The sequence below is a fragment of the Motilibacter rhizosphaerae genome, assembly GCF_004216915.1.
Taxonomy (GTDB): domain Bacteria; phylum Actinomycetota; class Actinomycetes; order Motilibacterales; family Motilibacteraceae; genus Motilibacter; species Motilibacter rhizosphaerae.
On sequence record NZ_SGXD01000002.1, the window covers coordinates 145,815 to 169,604 of the forward strand.

The 23,790-nt window shown below is 73.9% G+C and carries 22 protein-coding genes and 1 pseudogene; 11 read left to right on the plus strand and 12 right to left on the minus strand.

The window, feature by feature from the left end; genetic code table 11:
* Nucleotides 1-53: 53 nt before the first annotated feature.
* Nucleotides 54-1,121: pseudogene (locus tag EV189_RS06145) on the minus strand (MFS transporter); the annotation flags it as partial.
* A gap of 237 nt (nt 1,122-1,358) precedes the next feature.
* On the opposite strand from EV189_RS06145, the gene glgX reads away from it, so the two are divergent.
* The 3 genes from glgX (at nt 1,359) to EV189_RS06160 (ending at nt 6,942) form a co-directional block, all read left to right on the plus strand.
* Entirely contained in the window at nt 1,359-3,470 is a 2,112-nt protein-coding gene (gene glgX, locus EV189_RS06150) for a glycogen debranching protein GlgX (RefSeq protein ID WP_130492083.1), read from the plus strand.
* An 11-nt stretch (nt 3,471-3,481) separates the two neighbouring features.
* Nucleotides 3,482-5,881 carry a malto-oligosyltrehalose synthase gene (gene treY / locus EV189_RS06155; RefSeq protein ID WP_130492084.1) on the plus strand — a complete coding sequence of 800 codons (2,400 nt, stop codon included), beginning with the start codon at nt 3,482-3,484 and terminating at the stop codon, nt 5,879-5,881.
* Nucleotides 5,882-5,946: 65 nt separating this feature from the next.
* Complete coding sequence (locus EV189_RS06160) at nt 5,947-6,942, plus strand: TerC/Alx family metal homeostasis membrane protein (RefSeq protein ID WP_130492085.1); 996 nt, start codon at nt 5,947-5,949, stop codon at nt 6,940-6,942.
* Here the strand turns inward: EV189_RS06160 and EV189_RS06165 are convergent.
* Together EV189_RS06165 and EV189_RS06170 are read right to left on the minus strand one after the other, a co-directional pair.
* Nucleotides 6,875-7,360, minus strand: a complete 486-nt coding sequence (locus tag EV189_RS06165; RefSeq protein WP_196788530.1) for a hypothetical protein — start codon at nt 7,358-7,360, stop codon at nt 6,875-6,877. The two genes, EV189_RS06160 and EV189_RS06165, sit on opposite strands and share 68 nt — an antisense overlap.
* Nucleotides 7,357-7,860 (minus strand): metallophosphoesterase family protein, encoded by a 504-nt coding sequence (locus EV189_RS06170; RefSeq protein WP_130492086.1) that lies wholly within the window; start codon nt 7,858-7,860, stop codon nt 7,357-7,359. The genes EV189_RS06165 and EV189_RS06170 overlap by 4 nt, the downstream gene beginning before the upstream one ends.
* Before the next feature lie 55 nt (nt 7,861-7,915).
* Here EV189_RS06170 and treZ point away from each other — a divergent pair, with 55 nt between their 5' ends.
* Nucleotides 7,916-9,658 carry a malto-oligosyltrehalose trehalohydrolase gene (gene treZ, locus EV189_RS06175; RefSeq protein ID WP_130492087.1) on the plus strand — a complete coding sequence of 581 codons (1,743 nt, stop codon included), beginning with the start codon at nt 7,916-7,918 and terminating at the stop codon, nt 9,656-9,658.
* Nucleotides 9,659-9,762: 104 nt separating this feature from the next.
* Here the strand turns inward: treZ and EV189_RS06180 are convergent, their stop codons facing one another.
* Together EV189_RS06180 and zapE are read right to left on the minus strand one after the other, a co-directional pair.
* A complete protein-coding gene (locus EV189_RS06180) occupies nt 9,763-10,788 on the minus strand; it encodes a cation diffusion facilitator family transporter (RefSeq protein ID WP_130492088.1) in 1,026 nt (341 codons plus the stop codon).
* 56 nt (nt 10,789-10,844) lie between these two features.
* On the minus strand, nt 10,845-11,861 hold the full coding sequence (gene zapE, locus EV189_RS06185; protein ID WP_407938122.1) for a cell division protein ZapE: 1,017 nt from the start codon (nt 11,859-11,861) through the stop codon (nt 10,845-10,847).
* Nucleotides 11,862-11,883: 22 nt separating this feature from the next.
* Here zapE and EV189_RS06190 point away from each other — a divergent pair, with 22 nt between their 5' ends.
* On the plus strand, nt 11,884-12,624 hold the full coding sequence (locus EV189_RS06190) for a pyrimidine reductase family protein (RefSeq protein WP_130492090.1): 741 nt from the start codon (nt 11,884-11,886) through the stop codon (nt 12,622-12,624).
* Here EV189_RS06190 and EV189_RS06195 read toward each other — a convergent pair.
* Nucleotides 12,609-12,821: a hypothetical protein gene (locus EV189_RS06195; protein ID WP_130492091.1), complete on the minus strand. Its 213-nt coding sequence runs from the start codon at nt 12,819-12,821 to the stop codon at nt 12,609-12,611. The two genes, EV189_RS06190 and EV189_RS06195, sit on opposite strands and share 16 nt — an antisense overlap.
* A 10-nt stretch (nt 12,822-12,831) precedes the next feature.
* Nucleotides 12,832-13,758 (minus strand): SPFH domain-containing protein, encoded by a 927-nt coding sequence (locus EV189_RS06200; protein ID WP_196788531.1) that lies wholly within the window; start codon nt 13,756-13,758, stop codon nt 12,832-12,834.
* A gap of 117 nt (nt 13,759-13,875) precedes the next feature.
* Between EV189_RS06200 and EV189_RS06205 the strand changes: the two genes are divergently transcribed.
* From EV189_RS06205 to EV189_RS06215, 3 genes are read left to right on the plus strand one after another with little or no spacing between them, the layout of a single operon-like run.
* Nucleotides 13,876-14,577 carry a hypothetical protein gene (locus tag EV189_RS06205; RefSeq protein ID WP_231116123.1) on the plus strand — a complete coding sequence of 234 codons (702 nt, stop codon included), beginning with the start codon at nt 13,876-13,878 and terminating at the stop codon, nt 14,575-14,577.
* A gap of 47 nt (nt 14,578-14,624) precedes the next feature.
* Complete coding sequence (locus EV189_RS06210; RefSeq protein ID WP_130492092.1) at nt 14,625-15,719, plus strand: ATP-dependent DNA ligase; 1,095 nt, start codon at nt 14,625-14,627, stop codon at nt 15,717-15,719.
* Nucleotides 15,716-16,156, plus strand: a complete 441-nt coding sequence (locus EV189_RS06215; protein WP_130492093.1) for an indole-3-glycerol phosphate synthase — start codon at nt 15,716-15,718, stop codon at nt 16,154-16,156. The genes EV189_RS06210 and EV189_RS06215 overlap by 4 nt, the downstream gene beginning before the upstream one ends.
* A gap of 305 nt (nt 16,157-16,461) precedes the next feature.
* Here the strand turns inward: EV189_RS06215 and EV189_RS06220 are convergent, their stop codons facing one another.
* Nucleotides 16,462-17,319, minus strand: a complete 858-nt coding sequence (locus tag EV189_RS06220) for an NAD(P)H-binding protein (protein ID WP_130492094.1) — start codon at nt 17,317-17,319, stop codon at nt 16,462-16,464.
* Between the two features lie 84 nt (nt 17,320-17,403).
* Here EV189_RS06220 and EV189_RS06225 point away from each other — a divergent pair, with 84 nt between their 5' ends.
* The gene (locus EV189_RS06225; RefSeq protein ID WP_130492095.1) at nt 17,404-18,120 is read left to right on the plus strand and encodes a TetR/AcrR family transcriptional regulator; all 717 of its coding nucleotides are present in this window, start codon (nt 17,404-17,406) and stop codon (nt 18,118-18,120) included.
* A gap of 24 nt (nt 18,121-18,144) precedes the next feature.
* Here EV189_RS06225 and ligD read toward each other — a convergent pair whose 3' ends face one another.
* The 3 genes from ligD to EV189_RS06240 all read right to left on the minus strand — a co-directional run bounded on the left by ligD (nt 18,145) and on the right by EV189_RS06240 (nt 22,188).
* Nucleotides 18,145-19,155, minus strand: coding sequence for a non-homologous end-joining DNA ligase (ligD, locus tag EV189_RS06230; RefSeq protein ID WP_130492096.1), 1,011 nt, complete (start codon nt 19,153-19,155; stop codon nt 18,145-18,147).
* Between the two features lie 21 nt (nt 19,156-19,176).
* Nucleotides 19,177-20,859, minus strand: coding sequence for a GGDEF domain-containing protein (locus tag EV189_RS06235; protein ID WP_130492097.1), 1,683 nt, complete (start codon nt 20,857-20,859; stop codon nt 19,177-19,179).
* Between the two features lie 96 nt (nt 20,860-20,955).
* The gene (locus EV189_RS06240; protein WP_130492098.1) at nt 20,956-22,188 is read right to left on the minus strand and encodes a pyrophosphate--fructose-6-phosphate 1-phosphotransferase; all 1,233 of its coding nucleotides are present in this window, start codon (nt 22,186-22,188) and stop codon (nt 20,956-20,958) included.
* A 113-nt stretch (nt 22,189-22,301) separates the two neighbouring features.
* On the opposite strand from EV189_RS06240, the gene msrB reads away from it, so the two are divergent.
* Nucleotides 22,302-22,709 carry a peptide-methionine (R)-S-oxide reductase MsrB gene (gene msrB / locus EV189_RS06245; RefSeq protein WP_130492099.1) on the plus strand — a complete coding sequence of 136 codons (408 nt, stop codon included), beginning with the start codon at nt 22,302-22,304 and terminating at the stop codon, nt 22,707-22,709.
* 10 nt (nt 22,710-22,719) lie between these two features.
* Entirely contained in the window at nt 22,720-23,196 is a 477-nt protein-coding gene (locus tag EV189_RS06250; RefSeq protein WP_130492100.1) for an SRPBCC family protein, read from the plus strand.
* Here the strand turns inward: EV189_RS06250 and EV189_RS06255 are convergent.
* On the minus strand, nt 23,193-23,759 hold the full coding sequence (locus EV189_RS06255) for a hypothetical protein (RefSeq protein ID WP_130492101.1): 567 nt from the start codon (nt 23,757-23,759) through the stop codon (nt 23,193-23,195). The genes EV189_RS06250 and EV189_RS06255 overlap by 4 nt on opposite strands.
* Nucleotides 23,760-23,790: the final 31 nt, after the last annotated feature.

The window sequence follows — 23,790 nt, forward strand, 5'->3', positions numbered from 1 at the left end:
GCTGGAGGCGACCAGTCCGTGCTGCCGGGGCCGCACATGATCGGGCAGCCTGATCAACTTCCACCCCGGCGGCGCAGCAGCGCGGGCAGCGCGAGGGCCACGACCGCCAGCAGCGCGGCGACCGCGGCCAGCCCGTGCACCGCCCACGCGGCGTACACCCCGAACGCCGGGAGCTCGCTCAGCAGCGCCGCGACGCTCGTCACCGTCGTACGCGCCCGACCGCTCGCCGCCTCCTGCAGCCGCACCTCCGCCAGCACGAGCACGCCGCGGTAGGCCGCGTACGCCGTCGCGAGCAGCACCAGCGACGCCGGTCGGCCGAGCGCCCCCGCGGCGAGGAGCCCGCAGCAGGCCGCCAGCGCCACCCCCGCCAGCGCCCGCCGGCCGGCGCCGCGGAGCCGACCAGCAGCACCCGCCACCGCCGCGGCGAGCAGGGGCACACCGGCGAGGGCCAGCGGCACGAGCGAGGTGGGCACGCCCCAGGACGAGGCGAGCACGGGGAGGTACTCCTCCAGCGCGTCGATCCCCGTCAGCGCGGCGACGGCGACGAGCGGACCGCGTACGCGCACGTCCAGCAGCGCCTCGCGCACGCCCGAGCGCAGCAGCTCGCCGAGACCCGGCTCCTCGCCCTCGTCTGCCACCCCACGAGCCGCCTCCGGCAGGCGCAGGGCCAGCAGTCCGGCCGCGACGCTCGTGGCGACGCTGGCCCACCCGACCACGGCGTACCCGTGGGGCAGGAGGAGCGTCGCGAGCCCGGCGGCGGGCAGGGCCGCGCCGAGCCGGGCGGCGGTGACCCGGCCGAGGAGCCCCGCGTACGCGTCGGTCCGGCCACGCTCGCGCAGCAGGTCGTACGCCAGCGTCTCGAGCGAGCCCGAGGAGAGCGCGCCGGCGAGGCCCCACACCACGAAGCCCGCGGCGAACCCCGTCGGCACCGGCGCCAGCGTCCAGACGGCGAAGGCGGCCCCGCGCCCGAGGGCGCCAGCCGCGAGCGCTCCCCGCCGCGACCAGCGGTCGGCGACGGCCCCGGCCGGGACCTCGGCGAGCACGCCCGTGAGCGACCACAGGGCGAGCAGCAGCGACAGCCCCGCCGCGCCCGTCCCGGAGCCCACGACGAGCAGGGCGTAGACCGGGTAGAGCGGGACGGCGTCGTCGAGCGCCGCCCACGCGACGACCGAGCAGGAGGGGGTTCAGCGTCAACCGGGCATGCTCCGGAGCGTAGCCCTCCCCCGTGCGGCAGTGCGAGCAAGATCACCAACGGGGGGCCCGCACGCATGGATCAGCGGGGACCAGGGCAGGGTGGAGACCACCGGCGTGCACGCGCGCCGGCACTGCGATGCGCGACGACGAGTTGAGGGAGTGCTGTGGAGCTCTGGCCGGGAAGTGCCTACCCGCTGGGTGCGACGTTCGACGGGGCGGGGACCAACTTCGCGCTCTTCACCGAGGTCGCGGAGCGGGTCGAGCTCTGCCTGTTCGACGAGGACGGCACGGAGACCCGCATCGACCTCCAGGAGGTCGACGCGTTCGTCTGGCACGGCTACCTGCCGCGGGTCGTCCCCGGGCAGCGCTACGGCTACCGCATCCACGGGCCGCACGACCCGTCCCGCGGGCTGCGCTGCAACCCGAGCAAGCTGCTGCTCGACCCGTACGCGAAGGCGATCGACGGCGACATCGACTGGGACGAGGCGCTGTTCGACTACCCGTTCAAGGACCCTGACGCGGTCAACGAGCTCGACTCCGCGCCGCACGCGATGAAGTCCGTGGTCATCAACCCGTACTTCGACTGGCAGGACGACCGCCACCCGCGGACCGGCTACCACGAGACGGTGATCTACGAGGCCCACGTGAAGGGCCTGACCGAGTTGCACCCCGACATCCCCGAGGAGATCCGCGGCACGTACGCCGCGCTCGGCCACCCGGTCATGATCGACCACCTGCAGAAGCTGGGCGTCACGGCCGTCGAGCTCATGCCGGTGCACCAGTTCGTGCAGGACCACCACCTGCAGGAGCGCGGGCTGGCGAACTACTGGGGCTACAACACGATCGGCTTCTTCGCCCCGCAGAACACCTACTCCTCGAGCGGGCAGCGCGGCGGCCAGGTGCTGGAGTTCAAGTCGATGGTGCGCGCCCTGCACCAGGCGGGCATCGAGGTCATCCTCGACGTGGTCTACAACCACACCGCCGAGGGCAACCACATGGGCCCGACGCTGTCGTTCCGCGGCATCGACAACACGTCGTACTACCGCCTGGTCGACGGCGACCCGCAGCACTACTACGACACGACGGGCACCGGCAACACCCTGCTGATGCGCCACCCGCACGTGCTGCAGCTCATCATGGACTCGCTGCGCTACTGGGTCACCGAGATGCACGTCGACGGCTTCCGCTTCGACCTCGCGGCGTCGCTGGCCCGCCAGTTCCACGAGGTGGACCGCCTGTCGGCGTTCTTCGACCTCGTCCAGCAGGACCCGATCGTCTCGCAGGTGAAGCTCATCGCCGAGCCCTGGGACGTCGGCGAGGGCGGCTACCAGGTCGGCAACTTCCCGCCCCTGTGGACCGAGTGGAACGGCAAGTACCGCGACACCGTGCGCGACTTCTGGCGCGGAGAGCCCTCCACTCTGGGCGAGTTCGCCTCGCGCCTGACCGGCTCCTCCGACCTCTACCAGGACGACCGGCGACGCCCGTTCGCGTCGATCAACTTCATCACCGCGCACGACGGCTTCACCCTCAACGACCTCGTGTCCTACAACGAGAAGCACAACGAGGCCAACGGCGAGGGCGGGGCGGACGGCGAGAGCCACAACCGCTCCTGGAACTCCGGCGCGGAGGGCCCGACCGACGACGTCGACATCATCACGCTCCGCGAGAAGCAGAAGCGCAACTTCCTGGCCACGCTGCTGCTGTCGCAGGGCGTGCCGATGGTGCTGCACGGCGACGAGATGTCCCGCAGCCAGGGCGGCAACAACAACGCCTACTGCCAGGACAACGAGATCTCGTGGGTCGATTGGAACGAGTCGCGCGCCGAGTGGTCGCTGCTCGAGTTCACCCAGCGACTGGTCAAGATGCGCCGCGAGCACCCGGTGTTCCGCCGGCGCCGGTTCTTCCACGGCCGCCCGATCCGCGGGGCCGAGGACACCGTCAGCGACATCGCCTGGTTCCGGCCGGACGGCACCCCGATGGGCGGCGAGGACTGGGACAACAGCAACGCCAAGGCCGTCGGCGTGTTCCTCAACGGCGACGCGATCAGCGAGCCCGACGAGCGGGGCTCGAAGGTCAAGGACGACTCGTTCCTCCTGCTGTTCAACGCCTCCCACGAGGACCTGACGTTCACGATGCCCGACAGCCAGTACGCCGGGGCGTGGGACGTCGACCTCGACACGAGCGCCCCGCTCATCGACGACCAGCCCCCGGTGAAGGCCGGCGGCGAGATCGCCGTCGAGGCCCGCTCGCTGCTCGTCCTCCGCCGCGCCCACTGAGAGGTCCCCGCATGCCCTCGCGCCCCGTCCCCACGGGCACGTACCGCCTGCAGCTGCGTCCGGAGTGGGGGTTCGCCGACCTCGCCGCCCAGGCCGACTACCTGGCGTCGCTCGGCGTCTCCCACGCGTACCTCTCGCCGATCCTGCAGGCGGTGTCGGGCAGCGCCCACGGCTACGACGTCGTGGACCACAGCCAGCTCAACGAGGAGCTCGGCGGGGCCGCCGCCTTCGCGCAGCTGCGCGAGGCGCTCGGCCGCGCCGGGCTGGGCGCGGTGGCCGACGTCGTGCCGAACCACATGGCGGTCCCGACCCCCGAGACCGCCAACGCCGCGCTCTGGTCGGTGCTGCGCGACGGCCCGAGCTCGCCCTACGCCCGCTGGTTCGACGTCGACTGGTCGGTCGAGTCGCACGCGCTGCTCATGCCGATCCTCGGCTCGCGCATCGGCGAGGTGCTCGACGGCCACGAGCTGGCGCTCGACCGCAGCGGCGCTGAGCCGGTGCTGCGCTACTACGACCACGTCTTCCCCGTGCGCCCCGGCACGGAGGACCTGCCGCTCCCCCAGCTCGTCGACCGGCAGTGGTACCGCCTCGCGTTCTGGCGCGTGGCGGACGAGGAGCTCAACTACCGCAGGTTCTTCGACGTCGACACGCTCGCCGGCATCCGCGTCGAGGACGAGCAGGTCTTCGCCGAGACGCACGCCGTCCTGCTGGCGCTGGTCCGCGAGGGCGGCCTGGACGGGCTGCGCATCGACCACCCGGACGGCCTCGCCGACCCGGGCGAGTACCTCCGGCGGCTGCGCGACGCGACCGACGGCGCGTGGGTGGTCATCGAGAAGATCCTCGAGGGCAAGGAGCAGCTCCCCCACGACTGGCCGACGGCCGGTACCACGGGCTACGACGCGCTGCTGCGCGTCGGGGGCGTGCTCGTCGACCCGGCCGGCAAGGACCCGCTGCTGCGCCTGCAGTCCTCCCTGACCGGCCTGCCCGAGGACTTCGAGCAGGTGGTGGAGGAGTCCAAGCGCTACGTCGTGGAGCACGCGCTCTACGCCGAGGTGGCCCGCCTGGTCGAGGTCGCCGCGGCGGTCTGCGCCGAGGACGTCCACCTGCGCGACCACACCCGCCGCGGGCTGCGCGAGGCGATCGTCGAGCTGCTCGTGGCCTTCCCGGTCTACCGCGCCTACGTCGTGCCCGGCGAGGAGCCGCCCGCCGCGTCGGTCGAGCTCGTCGACGAGGCCGTCGGAGTCGCCCGGGCCCACCTCCCCGAGGAGGGGCACGCGACCCTCGAGCTCGTCCGCGAGCTCGTGCTCGGCCGGCTCGGTCGCGGCCCGCGCCGCGACGAGTTCGTCGTGCGCTTCCAGCAGACCTGCGGGCCGGTGATGGCGAAGGGCGTGGAGGACACGGCCTTCTACCGCTGGCACGCGCTGGTCTCCCTCAACGAGGTCGGCGGCGACCCCGCCCGCGTCGGGGTCTCCCCGGCCGAGTGGCACGAGTGGTGCGGGCGGCTCACGGCGGACTGGCCGCGCTCGATGACGACGCTGTCCACCCACGACACCAAGCGCTCCGAGGACGTGCGCGCCCGCCTGGCCGTCCTCTCCGAGCTGCCCGGCGACTGGGCGGGCGAGGTCGCGCAGTGGCGGGCCCTCGCCGCCAAGCACCGCAGCGACGCGGGCTGGCCCGACGCCGCCACCGAGTACCTCATCTGGCAGACGCTCGTCGGGGCGTGGCCGCTGCCGGCGGACCGGCTCACGGCGTACCTCGAGAAGGCGACGCGCGAGGCCAAGGTGCACACCACCTGGACCGAGCCGCAGGAGGACTACGACACCGGCGTCCGGGAGTTCGCCGAGAAGGTGCTGCAGGACAGCGAGATCACCGCAGCGGTGTCGGCGTTCGTCGAGCGCGTCCACCCGCACTTCCGCAGCAACGTGCTGGCGCAGAAGCTGCTCCAGCTCACGATGCCGGGCGTGCCCGACGTCTACCAGGGGACCGAGGTCGTCGACCTCTCGCTCGTCGACCCCGACAACCGTCGCCCCGTGGACTACGCGCTGCGGCGCGAGCTGCTCGCCGCGGTCGACGGCGGGGAGCGGCCGACGACGCTGGACGGCGAGAAGCTGCTGGTCACGTCGCGGGCGATGCGACTGCGGCGCGAGCTGCCCGAGGCCTTCGCCGGCGCGTACGAGCCGCTGGAGACCGGCGACGAGCACGCGCTGGCCTTCCTCCGCGGGGGCCGGGTCGCCGTCGTCGCGACGCGGCTACCGGCGGGCCTGGCGCGCACCGGCTTCGGCGAGGCGGCCGTCAGCCTGCCGGACGGCACGTGGACCGACGTGCTGACCGGCAAGCAGTTCGACGGCGGCGCGGTCGCGCTCGCAGAGCTGCTCGACCAGCTCCCGGTCGCCCTGCTGCGCAAGGGCTGAGCGGAACTCTGCACCCCCTCCGCGTCGTCACCTGGAGACAGCCCGTCGACAGGTGGAGGAGCACGGTGGAGGTCTCGGCGGTGGGCTGGGTCCTGACGCTCGGTGTCGTGGGGGTGCTGCTGGCGGTCGACCTCGCGGTCGGTGTCCTGCGCCCCCACGCCGTGGGGTTCCGCGAGGCGTCCGCGTGGTCGGTGTTCTACGTCGCCGTGGCCCTGGCCTACGGCGTCGTCGTCGGGCTCGTCGCCGGCTGGGACTTCGGCGGGCAGTACCTCACCGGCTACGTCGTCGAGAAGAGCCTCTCGGTCGACAACCTGTTCGTCTTCGTCGTGATCCTCGGGTCCTTCGGCGTGCCCCGCGAGCACCAGCAGAAGGTCCTCACCTTCGGCATCGTCGCGGCGCTGGTGCTGCGCGGTGTCCTCATCGCCGCGGGCGCGGCCCTGCTGTCGGCGTTCTCCCTGCTGTTCCTGGTCTTCGGTCTCGTCCTGCTGTGGACCGCGGTGCAACTCGCGCGCCACGGGACGCAGGAGCCCGACGTCGAGGGCAGCGCGGCCGTGCGGCTCGCGCGGCGCGTGCTGCCCCTGAGCGAGGGCTTCGACGGCGGCCGGCTGACGACCCGGCGGGCGGGCCGCCGGGTCGCAACGCCGCTCGCCCTCGTGCTCGTCGCCGTCGGGGCCACCGACGTGCTGTTCGCGCTCGACTCGGTCCCCGCGGTCTTCGGCGTGACGCAGGAGGCGCTGCTGGTCTTCGCGGCGAACGCCTTCGCCCTGCTCGGCCTGCGGGCGCTGTACTTCCTCGTCAGCGGTCTGCTCGAGCGGCTCGTGCACCTCGCCACCGGCCTCGCGGTCGTGCTCGGCCTCATCGGGGTGAAGCTGGTGCTGCACTGGGCGCACGGCGTCTGGCCCGGCGTGCCGACGATCCCGACGCCGCTGTCCCTCGCCGTCATCCTGGGCGTGCTGGCGGTGACGACCGCCACGAGCCTGCGCGCCACGCGGGTCAGGGACGACGCCGCAGCGCTCCCAGCAGCAGACGCACGATGTGGTTCCAGAAGTGCAGCGCCGTGACGTACGCGCCGAGCACCGCGATGACGCCGAGGCCGAGGTCGACGCTGACCCGGCCCTGCCGCTGCCAGTAGACGTCGGAGAGGTTGAGCAGCAGGGCGTACTCGTCGATGACGAGCGCGCAGCCCACGCCGTACGCCGCGCCGAGCCACGGGTTGTAGCGCGGGGTGTCGACGATGAGCGACACGAGCCCCACGGCCATGAGGATCCCGATCCCCCACACGTAGTGGTGCAGGTGGGAGCCGCCGACGGACACGTCGCCGAACGGTCCCCACCCGCGGTGGATCGCGTAGGTGAGCGCGCGCAGCAGCCCGAAGGTCCCCGCGAAGGCCAGCCACGCCATGAGCAGCGAGCGGCGCGTCTGGTCGACGTCCTGCTCGTACGCCGCGGAGATCTCGCGCGGCAGGGAGCCCGACGTCATGCCCTGCTCGCCAGCTCGTGCAGCTCGACGTCGCGGACCTCTCCGCTAGCGAGCGTCACCGTGGCGAAGGTGAACGTCGGCATCCGCCGCCTGTCGGTGGGCGACCCAGGGTTGAGCAGTCGCAGCCCGCGAGGAGTGACGGTGTCCCACGGGATGTGGCTGTGGCCGAAGACGAGCAGGTCGGTGTCGGGGAACGCCGCGTCCATCCGCTGCTCGCGCCCCTGCGCCGCACCGGTCTCGTGCACGACCGCGACGCGGACGCCCTCGAGCTCCGCGCGCGCGACCTCGGGCAGCACGGCGCGCAGCTCCGGGCCGTCGTTGTTGCCGTGGACCGCGAGCAGGGCGCGGGCGCGCCCGGCGAGCGCGTCGTAGGCGGCGTACGACGTCCAGTCCCCCGCGTGCACGACGAGGTCGGCGCGGTCGACCTCCTGCCAGACGCGGGCGGGCAGGTCCTTCGCGCGCCGCGGCAGGTGGGTGTCGGAGACGAGCAGCAGTCGCACACGCCACCGGTTCCCGCATGCATGGTTCCGCACGCCCGGTGGGAGGCTGGCGAGCATGACGACGTTCCGGGTCTGGGCCCCCAACGCCAGCACGCTCGAGGTCGAAGCCGAGGGGCGGCGCACGCCGCTCGAGCAGGAGGGCGGCGGCTGGTGGGCGGTCGACCTGCCCGGGGCGGGGCACGGCACCGACTACGCGTACGTCGTGAACGGCGGCGACCCCACTCCCGACCCGCGCTCCCGCTGGCAGCCGCAGGGCGTGCACGGCCCGAGCCGCGTCTACGAGGAGGACCACGCCTGGGGCGACGCGGCCTGGACGGGGCGCCAGCTCGCCGGTTCCGTCGTCTACGAGCTGCACATCGGCACGTTCACCGCCGAGGGGACCTTCGACGCGGCGATCGGGAAGCTCGACGCGCTCGTGGAGCTCGGCGTCGACCTGGTGGAGGTCATGCCGGTCGCGGCGTTCCCCGGCACCAACGGCTGGGGCTACGACGGCGTCCACCTCTACGCCGTGCACGACGAGTACGGCGGCCCCGCGGGGTTCAAGCGCTTCGTCGACGCCGCGCACCAGAAGGGGCTGGGCGTCGTCCTCGACGTCGTCTACAACCACCTCGGGCCCAGCGGGAACTACCTCGGGGTCTACGGCCCGTACTTCACCGGGACGCACTCCACGCCGTGGGGCGACGCGGTCAACCTCGACGACCACGGGTCCGACGAGGTGCGCCGCTGGGTCATCGACAACGCCGTGCAGTGGCTCGACGAGTTCCACGTCGACGGCCTGCGCCTCGACGCCGTGCACGCCCTCGTCGACGAGCGGGCGACCCACCTGCTGGCCGAGCTCGCCGCCGAGGTCGACCGCCTCTCGACGGCGCTGCGTCGGCCCCTCTCGCTCATCGCCGAGAGCGACCGCAACGACGCGTCCTTCGTGACGCCCCGCGAGGCCGGCGGCTACGGCCTGACCGCGCAGTGGGACGACGACGTGCACCACGCGCTGCACGCCCTGCTGAGCGGCGAGTCGCAGGGCTACTACGCCGACTTCGCCGAGGACCCGGTCGAGGCGCTGTCGGACGTGCTCACGGGGGCGTTCTTCCACGCGGGCACGTGGTCCTCGTTCCGTGGCCGGCGCCACGGCAAGCCGGTCGACCGGGAGCTCTGCCCGGCGTACCGCTTCGTCGCCTACACCCAGACCCACGACCAGGTCGGCAACCGCGCGACCGGCGACCGCCTCGCGGCCACGCTCAGCACGGGCCGGCTGAAGATCGGCGCGGCGCTCGTCCTCACCTCGCCCTTCACCCCGATGCTCTTCATGGGCGAGGAGTACGCCGCGAGCACGCCCTGGCAGTACTTCACCGACCACCAGGAGCCCGAGCTCGCGGAGGCGGTGCGGCAGGGGCGGCGCAAGGAGTTCGCCGGGCACGGCTGGGCCGAGGAGGACGTCCCGGACCCGCAGGACCCCGCGACCCGCGACCGCTCGGTGCTCGACTGGGCGGAGCGCGAGCGCGACGAGCGCGGACTGCTGCAGTGGTACACCGACCTGATCGCCCTGCGCCGCAGCACCCCTGAGCTGACCGACCCCCGGCTCGACCACGTGGGCGTCATCGTCGAGCTCGTCGAGGGCGGCGGTCTGGTCGTCGTCGAGCGCGGCGACGTCCGCGTCGTGGTGAACCTCGCGCAGGAGCCGCGCCGGCACGTGCTCGAGGGTCCGGCGGAGGTGCTGCTGGCGAGCGGGGACGGCATCGCACTGGACGGCGAGCACATCGCCCTGCCCGCGGAGTCGGTCGCGGTCGTCGCGCTGGTCTGACCCCCCAGGCGCTTCCCCTCACCCCTTCCCCCTGATCATGCACATCCTGGGCCTCAGGACGTGCATGATCACGGCCAAGGCGTGCGGATCTGCCTGGTCACCCGCTAGACCTCGGCGCGCAGCTGGTCGATGTACGCGCGGGTCCGCGCCGCCGTCTCGCCCTGCCCACGGGTCGGGTCGAGGAAGACCTGCGTCACCTCGGGCCAGCGCTCGCGCAGCTGGGTCTCCACCGCGGTGCTGAGGTCCTCGATCCGCCCTGCCGGCAGGCTGTCCTCGAGGTCCACGCGCGCGGCGAGCAGCACCTCGTCGGGGCCGAGGTGCATGGTGAGCAGCTCGATGACCCGCTCGATCCCGGGCACCTCCGCGATCGCGTCGTAGCAGCCGACGACGAGCTCGGCGCGGGCCGTCTCCCCGATGAGCAGGTTCGCGTTCTCCCAGCCGAGGACCGCGGCGACCACCGCCAGCACGAGCCCGATGAGCACGGCGGCGAGCCCGTCCCACCAGGAGTGCCCGGTCAGCTGGTGCAGCGCGAGGCCTGTGGCGGCGAGGCCGAGGCCGAGCACGGCGGCGCTGTCCTCCGCGACGACGGTCTTCACCGTGGGGTCGCTGGAGAGCTGGAGCTCGCGCCGGAAGGTACGCCCGTGCGCCTGCGCCTCTCCCCGCACCTGGCGCACCGCCTTGACGAGCGAGGTGCCCTCGGCGAGGACGGAGACCGCGAGCACGACGTACGCGACGAGGTAGCCGCCCGACTCACCCTCCCCGCCGAGGATCGAGCGGATCCCGTCGACGATCGAGAACAGCGAGCCCGCCACGAAGATCCCGAGCGCGGCCAGCAGCGACCAGAAGAAGCGCGTCTTGCCGTAGCCGAAGGGGTGGTGGGCGTCCGCGGGGCGCCGCGACGCCCGCAGGCTGCGCAGGAGGAACACCTCGTTCATGGTGTCCGCCACCGAGTGCGCGGCCTCGGCGAACATCGCCGACGAACCGCTGACCAGCCCGCCCACGAGCTTCGCCACGGCGATCGCCAGGTTGGCCGCGAGCGCCGTCAGCACCGTCGCCGTGCTCTCCCCACCCCCGGACGGCTCGGCGGGGGCGGGCGGCGACTGCTGCGCGGGCGGCTGGGAGGTCTCCACCTGGCAGGACTACCCGTGGACCGGCCGCCCGATCCGCTCGCCGGTGGAGGAGTCCGTCACGCCGTGGCGAGGGCGGTGAGGCGCGACAGCGTCCGCAGGTACTTCTTGCGGTAGCCGCCGGCCAGCAGCGCCGGCGGGAAGAGCTGGTCGAGCGGGATCCCGCTGGCGCGTACGGGAATGTCCCTGTCGTAGAGCCTGTCGGACAGCACGACGAGGCGCAGCGCCGCGCTCTGGTCCTCGACGGGCGCGACCCCGCGCAGGTGCACGGTGCGGACACCGTCGAGCAGGGCGCCGTAGCGGCTGGGGTGCACGCGCGAGAGGTGCGCGAGCAGGTCGGGGAACTCGTCGAGCGTGGCGCCGGGCGTCGCCGCGGCCGAGGCCGCGACCTGCTCGTCCGTCAGCGGAGGCGGAGCCGTCGGCACACCGCGGTGCCGGTAGTCCTCGCCGTCGATGCGCACCGAGTCGAAGCGGGCCGCCAGCCCCTGGATCTCGCGCATGAAGTCCTGGGCGGCGAACCGCCCCTCCCCCAGCGCCTCGGGCAGCGTGTTGCTCGTCGCGGCCAGCTGCACGCCCGCCTCGGCGAGCCGGGCGAGCAGCGTCGAGACGAGCACGGTGTCGCCAGGGTCGTCGAGCTCGAACTCGTCGATGCAGACGAGGGTGCTGCCCTGCAGGGCCTCGACGGTGCCGGAGAAGCCCAGCGCTCCCACGAGGTTCGTGTACTCCACGAAGGTGCCGAAGACCTTCGGCCCGGGAGCCGCGTGCCACAGCGAGGCGAGCAGGTGGGTCTTGCCGACGCCGAAGCCGCCGTCGAGGTAGACCCCGCGCGCGGCCGCCGCCTCCTTGCCGCGGCGGAAGAGCCCGCGCTTCGCGCCAGGCCGTCCCACGCGGCCGGCGAACGCCTCGAGGGCATGGAGGGCGGCTGTCTGGGAGGGCTGCGCAGGGTCCGGCCGGTAGGTCGCGAAGCTGACCCCGGTGAAGTGCGGCGGCGGCACCAGCTCGGCGACGAGCCGGTCGGGAGCGACCTGCGGCTGCCGGTCGGCGAGGCGGGGCAGGTCGGCAGCAGGCACGGGCAGCGAGTCTACGGGGGGTGGCACGATGGCGCCCGTGCGCCAGATCTTCCCCACGCCGCTCGACGACCTCGACGACGACGCGCTGTTCGCGGCGTACGCCCATCCCGAGGAACGCCTGTGGGTGCGCGCCAACATGGTCTCCTCGCTCGACGGCGCCGCCTCGTTGGAGGGGCGCAGCGGCGGGCTCTCCTCCCCCGCCGACAAGCGCGTCTTCCGCGTGCTGCGCGCCCTCGCCGACGTCGTGCTCGTCGGCGCCTCGACCGTCCGCGCCGAGGGGTACGCCGCGGTGCTCCCCAAGGAGACCGCCCCCGAGCGCCGGGCCGCGGCCGGCCAGCCGCCGACCGCAGCGATCGCCGTGGTGACCCGCTCGCTCGACCTGGACCTGGGGTCGCGGCTCTTCTCGGGACCGCGGCGCTCGCTCGTCGTGACGTGCGCGGCCGCCGGCGAGGAGCGGCTGGCGGCGGCGGCCGAGGTGGCCGACGTCGTCGTCGCCGGGGACGACGGCGTCGACCTGCGCCGCGCCGTGGACGCGCTCGCGGAGCGGGGGCTGCGCCGCGTGCTGTGCGAGGGCGGCCCGGGCGTGCTGGCCCAGGCCGTCGCGGCCGGCGTCGTCGACGAGCTCTGCCTCACGCTCAGCCCGCAGCTCGCGGCCGGCAGCGCCAGCCGCATCCTCGCCGGACCCGCGCTGGACCCGGCCGTGCGGTTCCGGCTCGCGAGCGTCCTGCAGGAGCAGGACGAGCTGCTGCTGCGCTACTCCTGCTCCTGAGCCTCCTTGCGCGGGCGCCCCGGCCCGCGCTGCTCGCGCGCCGCCGCCGGCAGCCGGCCGGCCTCGGACAGGGCGCGCCGCAGCAGGAACTCGATCTGCCCGTTGGTGCTCCGCAGGTCCGCCGCGGCCCAGCGCGCGAGGGCGTCGTGCACCGCCGGGTCGAGCCGCAGCAGGACCTGCTTGCGCTCGGAGGGCATCAGCCGGTCGTCACGCGTACAGCGAGCCGGTGTTGACGACCGGCGTCGCGTCTCGGTCGCCGCAGAGCACGACGAGCAGGTTGCTCACCATGGCCGCCTTGCGCTCCTCGTCGAGCTCGACGACCTGCTCGGCGGCGAGCTTGTCCAGCGCCATCTGCACCATGCCGACCGCGCCCTCGACGATCCGCTGACGGGCCGCGACGACGGCCCCGGCCTGCTGGCGGCGCAGCATCGCGGAGGCGATCTCCGGCGCGTACGCCAGGTGGGTGATGCGCGACTCCACCACGTGCACGCCGGCCGAGGCCACGCGCGCCTGGATCTCGGCCGAGAGCCGCTCGGTGATCTCGTCGGCGTTGTCACGCAGCGACAGGCGCTGCGGGTCCGAGGAGTCGTACGGGTAGCCGTTGGCGATGTGCCGCACCGCGCTGTCGGTCTGGATCGAGACGAAGCGCACGAAGTCGTCGACCTCGAACAGCGCCTGCGCGGTGTCCTCGACCTGCCACACGACGACGACGGCCATCTCGATCGGCGTGCCCTCGACGTCGTTCACCTTCGCCACGTCGCTCTGCAGGTTGCGGATCCTCGTGGAGACGCGGCTGCGCTTGGTGAGCGGGTTGACCCAGCGCAGGCCCTGCGTGCGGATCGTGCCGCTGTAGTGGCCGAACAGCTGGACCACGCGCGCCTGCCCGGGCGAGACCTGGACGAGGCCGCCGAGGGTGACCAGGCCGACGGCCGCCACCAGGAGCCCGACCACGACCGAGGTGCCCGAGACCGCCGACGAGTCGGCCTGGCCCCCGGCGACGGCCAGCACCACCCCAGCGACCAGCGCGGCGAGCGCGGCCAGCAGCAGCGGCACCCCCGGCAGGTGGTGGGCGGGACGCTCGACGACCCGCGGCGCCGGCATGGCGACCTCGGGTGCGCTCTGCTCGAGGGACATCGGGGGACCTCCTCCGCGGGCGACCGTCGCCCAGCTATCAAAGTGATAGCACTTTTCTGGACGGAGGACCAGCGCGGCGCGCTGGCCCGTACGCCGGCGGCCGGTAGCGTGCCGGTCGTGGAGCAGTCGAGCGCGGCGCGCCTCGAGGCCGAGCTGCGGCCGGCCTGGGCACGGGTGACCGCCGGCGAGAGCCGCATCGCCTCCACGCTCGCCGTCGCCGTCGCCATCGGCCTGCAGACCGCGGTGCCCGAACGGCTCACGCTCTCGCGCAGCTGGGTGCTGCCGGCCATCGAGGCCGTCCTCCTCGTCGCCCTCGTGGTCGCCAACCCGGTCCGCATCACCCGGTCCTCGCCGCGGCTGCGGGTCCTCAGCCTCTCCCTCGTGGCGGTCGCCGCCCTGGCGAACACCTGGTCCGCGGCCGCGCTCGTCCACCAGATCGTCACGGGCCACCACGCGACCGAGCGGGCGACCCCGCTGCTCGTCACCGGCGCCTCGATCTGGCTGACGAACGTGCTGGTGTTCGCCCTGTGGTTCTGGGAGCTCGACCGCGGCGGGCCCGCCGACCGGGCGGCGGGGCTGCGGCACGACCGGCCCGACTTCGCCTTCACGCAGATGACGTCGCCGGACCTCGCGCCCCCGGACTGGGAGCCCGGGTTCGTCGACTACCTGTTCCTCGGGTTCACCAACGCCACGGCGTTCAGCCCGACGGACACGCTGCCCCTGTCGCCGCGGGCGAAGGCGCTCATGGTCCTGCAGTCGGTGGTCGCGCTGACCACGGCGGCGCTCGTCATCGCGCGGGCGGTCAACATCCTGCAGTGAGCCGCCGCACCGCCGCGGCTGTCGGCCCCCCGTGCCAGGATGCGGGCGTGGACCTGCCCGTCATGCCGCCCGTCGCGCCAATGCTGGCGAAGGCCGTCAAGGACGTCCCCGAGGGGGCCTACGTCTACGAGCCGAAGTGGGACGGCTTCCGCTGCGTGGTGTTCCGCGACGGCGACGAGGTCGAGCTGGGCTCGCGCAACGAGCGGCCGCTGACGCGCTACTTCCCCGAGGTCGTCGAGGCGGTCAGGGCGAACCTCCCCGCGCGCTGCGTCGTCGACGGCGAGGTCATCGTGCCCGCGGGCAGCGGGCAGCGCCTCGACTTCGAGGCGCTGCTGCAGCGGATCCACCCGGCCGTCTCGCGCGTCACGAAGCTGTCCCAGGAGACCCCCGCGGCCTTCGTGGCCTTCGACCTGCTGGCGCTCGGCGACGAGGACCTCACCGGCCGCCCCTTCGAGGAGCGGCGGGCCCTGCTCGTCGAGGCGCTCGGCGGCGTGCAGGCGCCGGTGTTCGTCACGTCGGTGACCGAGGACCCGGCGCAGGCGCGGCAGTGGTTCGCGCAGTTCGAGGGCGCCGGGCTCGACGGCGTGGTGGCCAAGCCCAAGGGCGGGGCCTACCAGCAGGACGTGCGGGCGATGCTCAAGATCAAGCACGAGCGGACCGCCGACTGCGTCGTCGCCGGGTTCCGCTGGCACAAGTCCGGGCCCGTGGTGGGCTCGCTGCTGCTGGGGCTCTTCAACGGCGAGGGGCAGCTCCAGCACGTGGGCGTCAGCGCGTCGTTCACGATGGCCCGGCGCCAGGAGCTCGTCGCCGAGCTCGAGCCGCTGCGCGAGGGTGCGCTCGAGGGGCACCCGTGGCAGCAGTGGGCCGAGGCCGAGGCGCACGAGAAGGACCGGTTGCCCGGCGCCCAGTCGCGCTGGAACGCCGGCAAGGACCTCTCGTGGGTGCCGCTGCGCCCGGAGCGCGTCGTCGAGGTGAAGTACGACGCCATGGAGGGCAGCCGCTTCCGGCACACCGCGCACGTCCTGCGCTGGCGGCCCGACCGCGAGCCGTCGAGCTGCACCTACGACCAGCTCGAGGTCCCGGTGAGCTACGACCTGGCCGACGTTCTGTCCGGGGCCAGCGGGGAAGGGAGTGGATCATGACCTCGATCCTCGTGCTCACCGAAGAAGCCCTCACCGCGCACGACGTCGAGCGGATCGCGACGCTGCACGGCACCGACCAGGTGAGCGTCCACCTGCTCGTCGCGCCCGAGGACCGGCGCGACCTCGTCGACGCGCTGGACGACGTGGCGCTCGGGCGGCTGCCGGGGCGCGGGCGGCCCGACGGCGTACGCGGCGAGCAGGCCGTCGAGCAGAGCCGCGACGCGCTCGCCGCCCGGGGGCTCGCCGTGACGGCGCAGCTGAGCGGGGGCGACCCGGTCGCCGAGGCCGCCGGCGCGGCGACCGACGAGATCTGGGTGGTGACGCCGCCGCACCTGGTGGAGGAGGCGCTGCACCGGGACTGGGCCTCGAAGCTGCGCGAGCGCACCGGACGCCCGGTGCTCCACTTCGTGTCCGGGACCGACCGGGTGGTGTCCTGACCCGCGCTCAGCCAGGCGGTGGGGACGACTGAGGGGGACCGCTCGGTGAGCGGTCCCCCTCAGGTGCTGCGTGTGCGAGCCGGCTAGAGCCGGACCCGCTTCGGGTTGGCGAGGCTGGTCTCCTGCTCGCACACCCGGACGTCGGACTCGTCGTGGCGCGTACCCATGCGATCTCCCCCTGCCTGACCGATGTCCCCGTTGTCATCGGCATCAACGACCCGGTCACCCTATTCATGCCCAGACCAGGGCTTGAGCCCACGAGAGCCGCGTCACACTCCCGGGTCAGCAGGACCACCCGTCCGGGCTCAGGACCCCGTAGCAGCGTGCAGGGCGTCGCGCACGCTGCGTGGCTCCCGCCCGAGCAGCCGGCCGAGGAGGGGGTCGGTCCCCGCGAAGTACCCCTGCTCGGCCGCCTGGAAGATGCCCAGGGTGAAGCGGGCCCGCCCCTCGGGCAGCCCCGCCGCGACCGCCTCTGCCACCCACTGCTCGGGGTCGACCAGCTCCACGGCGACCGGCTTCCCGGCGACCTCGCCGGCGATCTCGGCGACCTGGGCGAACGTCGGCGCCGCTGCCGCCGTCAGGGTGGCGGGACCGTCGTACGCCCCGGCGGAGAGCAGCACCGCGGCCGCACCCTCGGCCTCGTCCTCCCGCGCGGTCCAGGACACCGGACCGTCGCCGGGGATGCGGATCCGGCCGGTCTGCCTCCACGGCCCGAGCAGGAACGCCAGGCTGTGCGCGTAGAACCCGTTCCGCAGCGAGGTCCACGGGAGGCCGGAGCCGGCGAGGAGCTCCTCCGTGGCGGCATGCGTGCGGGCGGCCGGGAACGGGGACGCGGCCGACGCCCCCTGGTGGCTCGTGTAGAGCACCCGCCCGACGCCGGCCTGCGCGGCCGCCTCGATGGCACCGCGGTGCTGGGCGACCGGGTCGCCGGTCGGGTCGTTGGAGGAGACGAGCACGAGCTGCTCGGCGCCGGCGAAGGCGGCGCGCAGCGACTCCGGCCGGGCGTAGTCGCCGCGGCGGACCTCCACCCCGCGGTCCGTGAACCGCGCGGCGCGCGCGGGGTCGCGGGCCACCACGGCGAGGGCGCCGGGCTCGACGTGCTGGAGCAGGTGGTCGACGGTGGCGCCGCCCAGCGCCCCGGTCGCTCCGGTGATGACGATCATGCGGGTCTCCGTTGCTATCGGTGGAAACAGCAAGACGCTAACAGCGGTAGCACAGTGGTAGCAAGACGGCGGTAGCGTTGGTACGTGACCGAGGCCCCCACCCGCCGCACCGACACCCGCACCCGGATCGTCGAGGCCGCCGCGCGCCTGCTGCAGGAGGGCGGTCCCGCGGCCGTCACGACGCGGGCGACGGCGGAAGCAGCCGGCGTCCAGGCGCCGGCCATCTACCGCCTGTTCGGCGACAAGGAGGGCCTGCTCGAGGCCGTGGCCGAGCACGTCCTCGCGACGTACGTGTCGAGCAAGGCGCAGGTCGTGCGCGCCGCGGCGGCGCAGGACGTCGACCCCCTCGAGGACCTGCGCGCGGGGTGGCAGAGCCAGCTCGACTTCGAGCTCGCGAACCCCGCGCTCTCCCGGCTCATCCGCGACCCTGCGCGCGCCCTGCGCTCTCCCGCCCTGCAGTCCGGCATGCGCGTGCTCGAGGCGCGCGTGCACCGGCTCGCGGTCGCCGGCCTGCTCGCCGTGCACGAGCGGCAGGCCGTCGACGTCATCGCGGCGGCCGGCAGCGGCACGGTCTCCGTGCTCCTGGCCACCCCGCCCGAGGAGCGGGACCTCACGCTGGCCGACCGGATGCTCGATGCCGCCCTCAGCCAGATCCTCGTCAGCGGCCCGGTCCGCGGAGCGGCGGGGGTCCGTCCCGCCGCCGTGGCGCTGCGGGCGTCGGCCGCCGGGCTCACGGCGCTCAGCGAGCCGGAGCGCGCGCTGCTCGTCGAGTGGCTCGACCGGATCGTCGCCGCCGGCTGAGCGGCACCCGACGTCGTGGGGAGCTCAGTCGTGCTTGGCCCGCGACGGCTGCACGCGCTTGGGCTCCCCCGGCATCTTCGGGAAGTTCGGCGGGTACGGTGCGTCCTCCAGCCCGCGGTCCGCGGCGTCGCGCTCGGCCCACTCGAGCAGCGGGGCGATGTCGACCGCGACCTCGTCGATGCCCGCGTGGACGTCGCCGAGCTCCGCGAAGCGCGGAGGCATCGTGACGAGCGTGAAGTCCGAGGGCACGGCGCTCTCCAGCTCCTCCCACGTCACGGGCGCCGAGACGTGGCCCTGGGGAGCGCGGACGGAGTACGCCGAGCGGATCGTCCGGTCGCGGGCGTTCTGGTTGTAGTCCAGGAAGATCTGCTCGCCCCGCTCCTCCTTCCACCACTTGGTGGTGACGAGCTCGGGCGCGCGGCGCTCGGCCTCGCGGGCGAAGGCGAGGGCAGCACGGCGTACGTCGGTGAAGCCGTGGTCGGGCTGGATCCGCACGTAGACGTGGATCCCGCGGTTGCCGCTGGTCTTCGGCCACCCGCGCCACCCGAGCTCGTCGAGCAGCGGCTTCACGACCTCGAGGGCGACGCGCCGCGCGTCCTCGAAGTCGGTGCCGGGCTGGGGGTCGAGGTCGATGCGCAGCTCGTCCGGGCGCTCGGTGTCGGCCCGCCGGCTGTGCCAGGGGTGGAACTCGACCGTCGACATCTGCACGCACCAGACGACGTCGGCGAGGTGCGTGACGCAGAGCTCGTCGGCGTGCCGGCCGCTGGGGAAGGCCACCCGCACGGTCTGCAGCCAGTCGGGGTGCGACGGCGGCACCCGCTTCTGGTAGACCCGCTCGCCGTCGGCGCCGTCGGGGAAGCGCTGCAGCATGCAGGGACGCTCGTACAGCGCGCGGACGATGCCGTCGCCGACCGAGAGGTAGTACTGCACGAGGTCGAGCTTGGTGTGCCCGCCGTCGCGGAAGTAGACGCGGTCGGGGTTCGTGACCTTGACGACGCGGTCCTCGACCTCGACCTCGACGAACGGCGATGCCATGGGCCGACGCTACCGTCCCCGCTAGGGGAGGACCTCCTCGCTGGGCGTGCGCATCGGGATGATGTCGCGCCACGCCCGCCGGGGCACCGCGCTGCCGGAGTAGACGACGGCGTCGCGGCCGGACTCCTTCGCGGCGTACAGGCTCGCGTCCGCCTCGCGCAGCAGCGACGCGACCGACGACCCCGCGCGCGCCTGCGCCACCCCGATGCTCACCGTCTGCACCCGGTCGTCGAGCAGAGCGGACCAGGGGTGCTCCGCGACCACGAGGCGGATCCGCTCGCACAGCTCCACCGCGGCCGCCGCGTCGAGGCCCGGCAGGACCAGCGCGAACTCCTCGCCGCCGAGGCGCGCGACGAACGGGCGCGGTGTCCCCCGCGCCGCGCTCGACACCACCCGCTCCAGCACGCGCGACACCGTCACGAGCACCTTGTCGCCGGTCTCGTGGGAGAAGTCGTCGTTGACGCTCTTGAAGTGGTCGAGGTCGAGCAGCCCCATGCTGAGCCCGGGCTCCCCCAGGGCCAGCAGGACGTTGACCTGGTCGTCGAAGTAGCGCCGGTTGAACAGGCCCGTCAGCGGGTCGCGCATCGCCTGCTCGCGGAACCGCTGCGCCGCCTCGCGCGCCTCGGTCGTCTCGAAGATCGCCTGCGAGGTGCGCGCCGCGACCTCCCGCTCGCGCGAGCGCAGCGCCTCCGACTCCGCGTGGAAGACCACGTGGAGCTGGTACGCCCGCTCGAAGTCCCCGACCTCGGCCGCGGCTGCGGCCGCCTCCTCGAGCGCGCCGACGTAGACGGCGGCGATGCCGCGCCGTGACGACTCCGCGAGGCATCCCTGCAGAGCGAGGTCCGCGCCGACGTAGTCGCCGAGCAGCCGGCGGGCCTTCGCGAGCGTCAGCATGAGCGCGTGCTCCGACTGCAGGTCGATCTCCTCGAAGCGGCCCGTGGCGAGGAAGTCCATCGCCTGCTCGGCCACCTCGACGGCCTCGGCGTAGCGGCCCTGGGCCACGCGGATGCTCGCGACCGTCTCCCGGGCTGCGGCCGTGAGCCCGACCCCGTGGGTCTCCGCGACGGTGAGCAGCCGGGTGACCAGCTGGTCCGCCCGGCGCAGGTCGCCCGCCTCGTACTCGGTGTAGGCGTGGTTGTTGAGCACGTGGACGAGCTCGGCCATCTCCCCCAGCCGCTGCAGGTCCCGCTCGGCGGCCTCGTAGCGCTCCCGCGCCGAGTCGTACGAGCCGGCGGTGGCGAGCGCGTCGGCCAGCATCGTGACGAACCGCTGCCGGACGACCTCCGGCTCCTCCTCGTCGAGGGCCTCCATCGCGGAGATCGCGTGCTCGAGCCCGCTGGGGGCGTCGCCGAGGTTCTGGAAGACCGAGGAGAGCAGCCGGTGCGTACGGGCCCGCAGCCCGCCGTGCTGCCGGCGCAGCGCCCACTCGTGGACGTCCCACACGAGCCGGACGCTGTCGCTGGTGTCGCCGAGCCGGTCGAGCATGTCGGCCTCGACCAGCAGCGCCCGCCGCTCCGCGACGTCGTCCTGCGCGACGGAGGCGCGCTCGCGCAGCGCGCGGGCAGCCGCCAGCGTCCCGCGCACGTCGAAGCCGCGGACCCGCTCCAGCGCCGCCAGCTCCTCAGCGAGGGAGGCAGGCGGACGGGCGCCCGTGTCGATGACGCCACCTCCTCCGCGCGGCCACTGCTCGACCGCTGCCTCCACCTCTGCCCCGGATCGCCCTGGCTGACTCCCTCCCTCGTGCGAGGGAGGTGCGCCGCGGCCCGGGGCCGACGACCACGGGCCGGGCAGCAGCCGCGCCTAGTGGGCGGCCGTGGCGCCGACCGGCTGGCCGATCGCGCCCATGAGCTCGACGAACCACGGGGTCGTGGTGTCGAACGCCTTGCCGCCCTTGATGCGCTCGAACTCGATCGCCCGGAGCACGCCGCCGCGCTCCTCGTCGTGCCCGACGACGCCGCCGTCGCCCTTGAGCGCGGCCTCGACGGCGAGGTCGGTGCAGCTCTTGATCAGGCGCAGGTCCTCGGCGTTGGCGGCGGCGGACCGGCTGAAGTAGCCGGACTTCTGCACCATCGTCTTCTCCGCGCCGACCTTGCCGGCCATCTGCTTCGCGAACCACGCGCCCGGGTTGATCTTGTCGATCTGGACGTGGCCGAAGGGGTCGCGGACGACCTCCGCGCCGCTGGCCTCGAGCTCGGCGACGATCGTGGCGACGCCGGCGCCCTCGCTGACGAACAGGTTGACCCCGCCGTGCTGGTCCATGAGGCCCTTGAGCCGCTCGGCCTCGGCGTCGATGTCGAACTCGAGCTCCGGCAGGTAGATGCCGTGCACGTCGAGGCGGCGCGCGTCGAGCCCGAGCGCGGGCGCGAACCGGCCCGCGAGCTCCTCGGCCACCAGCTGGTCGCGGTACGCCTTGGCCGTCGCCGCCGTCAGCCACCCGCAGTGCCGGCCCATGACCTCGTGGACGATGAGCATCCGCGGGTTGGAGGTCGTCTCGTTGAGGATGTTGCGGGCGAACAGCGCACCCTGCTCCGCCGCCGTCCAGGCCCCGAGGCTCTGCCGGATCGGGATGACGTCGTTGTCGATCGTCTTGGGCAGCCCGACGACGGTGAGCGCGTAGTCGTGCTTCGCGAGGTACGCCGCGAGGTCCGCCGCCGTCGTGTTGGTGTCGTCGCCGCCGATCGTGTGGAGGACGTCCACGCCGTCGGTCACCAGCTGGTCCGCCGCGATCTTCAGCGGGTCGTCGCCCTCCTTGACGAGGCCGCGCTCGACGAGGTTCTTCACGTTGGTGAGCTTGACCCGGCTGTTGCCGATCGGGCTGCCCCCGAAGCGGTGCAGGTTGCCCGCCTGGGCGCGCCCCTCGGGCGTGACGAGGGTGCCGCGGCCCTCGAGCAGGCCGGCGTAGCCGTCCGGGTAGAGCAGGATCTCGACCTCGGGCGCGATCTCGGTGTAGCGCTCGATGAGGCCGCCGACCGCCGAGGAGAGGCAGGGGGCGAGGCCGCCGGCGGTGAGCAGCGCGACGCGGCGTACGGGCATTTGGGTCCTCCGGGAGCTGGGCGCACGGGCAGGCTCGAGCAGCGGCGGTGCTGGCCCGACGGCCGGGGAGTCTACCGACGGCGGCCGGCCCGGCGGCGACGTACGGTCGCAGCATGAGCTACCGAGTGCAGAAGTCCGACGCGGAGTGGCGCGAGCAGCTCTCCCCGCAGGAGTACGCCGTGCTGCGCCAGGCCGCCACCGAGCGCCCGTTCACCGGGGAGTACGTCGACGAGAAGAGGGTCGGCGTCTACTCCTGCCGCGCCTGCGGGGCGGAGCTCTTCCGCTCCGAGACGAAGTTCGAGTCGCACTGCGGGTGGCCGTCGTTCTACGACGCGAGCTCCAGCGACGCGGTCGAGCTCATCAGCGACCGCTCGCTCGGGATGGTGCGGACCGAGGTGCGCTGCGCGGCCTGCGGCTCGCACCTGGGCCACGTGTTCGAGGGCGAGGGCTATCCGACGCCGACGGACCAGCGCTACTGCATCAACTCCGTGTCCGTGCGGCTGGAGCCCGCGGAGGGGTAGGACTGCGGGCATGACCGCCCACGCCGTCGTCCGCCAGGTGCTGCCCGTGCCCGCCGCGGAGGTCTTCGACCTCGTGCACGACTACCCGCGGCGGCTGACGTGGGACACCCTGCTGCGCTCCGCGCACACCGTCGGCGACGTCCCGCCGGCGAAGGGCGTGGAGGCGGTCTGCAGCGCGCGCTGGAGCCTGGGCGGGCTCAGCTTCCGCACCCGCTACGTCACGTTCGACCGGCCGCACCTCGCCGCCGTCGTCCTGGTGAACAAGCCCCCGGTCTTCGCGACCTGGGCGGCGTCGATGCGGCACACCGACCTCGAGGGCGGCACCAGCGAGGTCGCGTACACGCTGACGTTCACCTGCCGACCGCGCTGGGCCGCGCGCGCCGTCGAGCCGGTCGCGCTCGCCGCGTTCCGCTGGGAGACGCAGCGGCGCCTGCGGGCGCTGGCCGCCCACTTCGCGCAGGAGCACCAGGCCGGTCTGCCCGGCTAGGCCGGAGCGCGCAGGGCGAGCCGGAGGCCGGCGGCGGCGAGGACGAGCAGGAGGGCTCCCGTCGCGTACGCCGCCCAGCCGAGCTGCATGCCGCTCCCGCCGTGCCCGAGGACCACGGGCAGGTCCCCGGTGAGGTCGGCCAGGCGCTCGGCCAGCCGTCCGCGCCAGCCCGGTGACGGGTCGAGCCGGACGGCGCACACGATGGCGAGGCCGACCTCCGGGTTCGACGCGTCGCAGGCACCCGGGTCGGGGGGCACCACTCCGCGCGTGACCGCGAGCAGCTGCACCGCGTACGCCGCGCAGCCCACCAGAGCCGCGCCCGCCGCCAGTGCCGCGACGGCCCGGCGGCGCAGGCTCGCCGCAGCCGCCAGCAGGACGACGGCGACGCCTGCGGCGACCAGCGAGGCGCCCCACGTGCGGGAGACGTACCGCACGGGGACCGTGAGGTGCGTCCGCGGTGCCGCGAGCCATGGTCCGCGCGCGAGCACGCGCAGCAGGACGATGACGGCCAGGGCCAGGACGACGAGGACCAGCACGCGGGTGAGGGATCGCGCGCGGGCCACCCGCCGAGTCTGCCGCAGCCGGGGCCGGCGA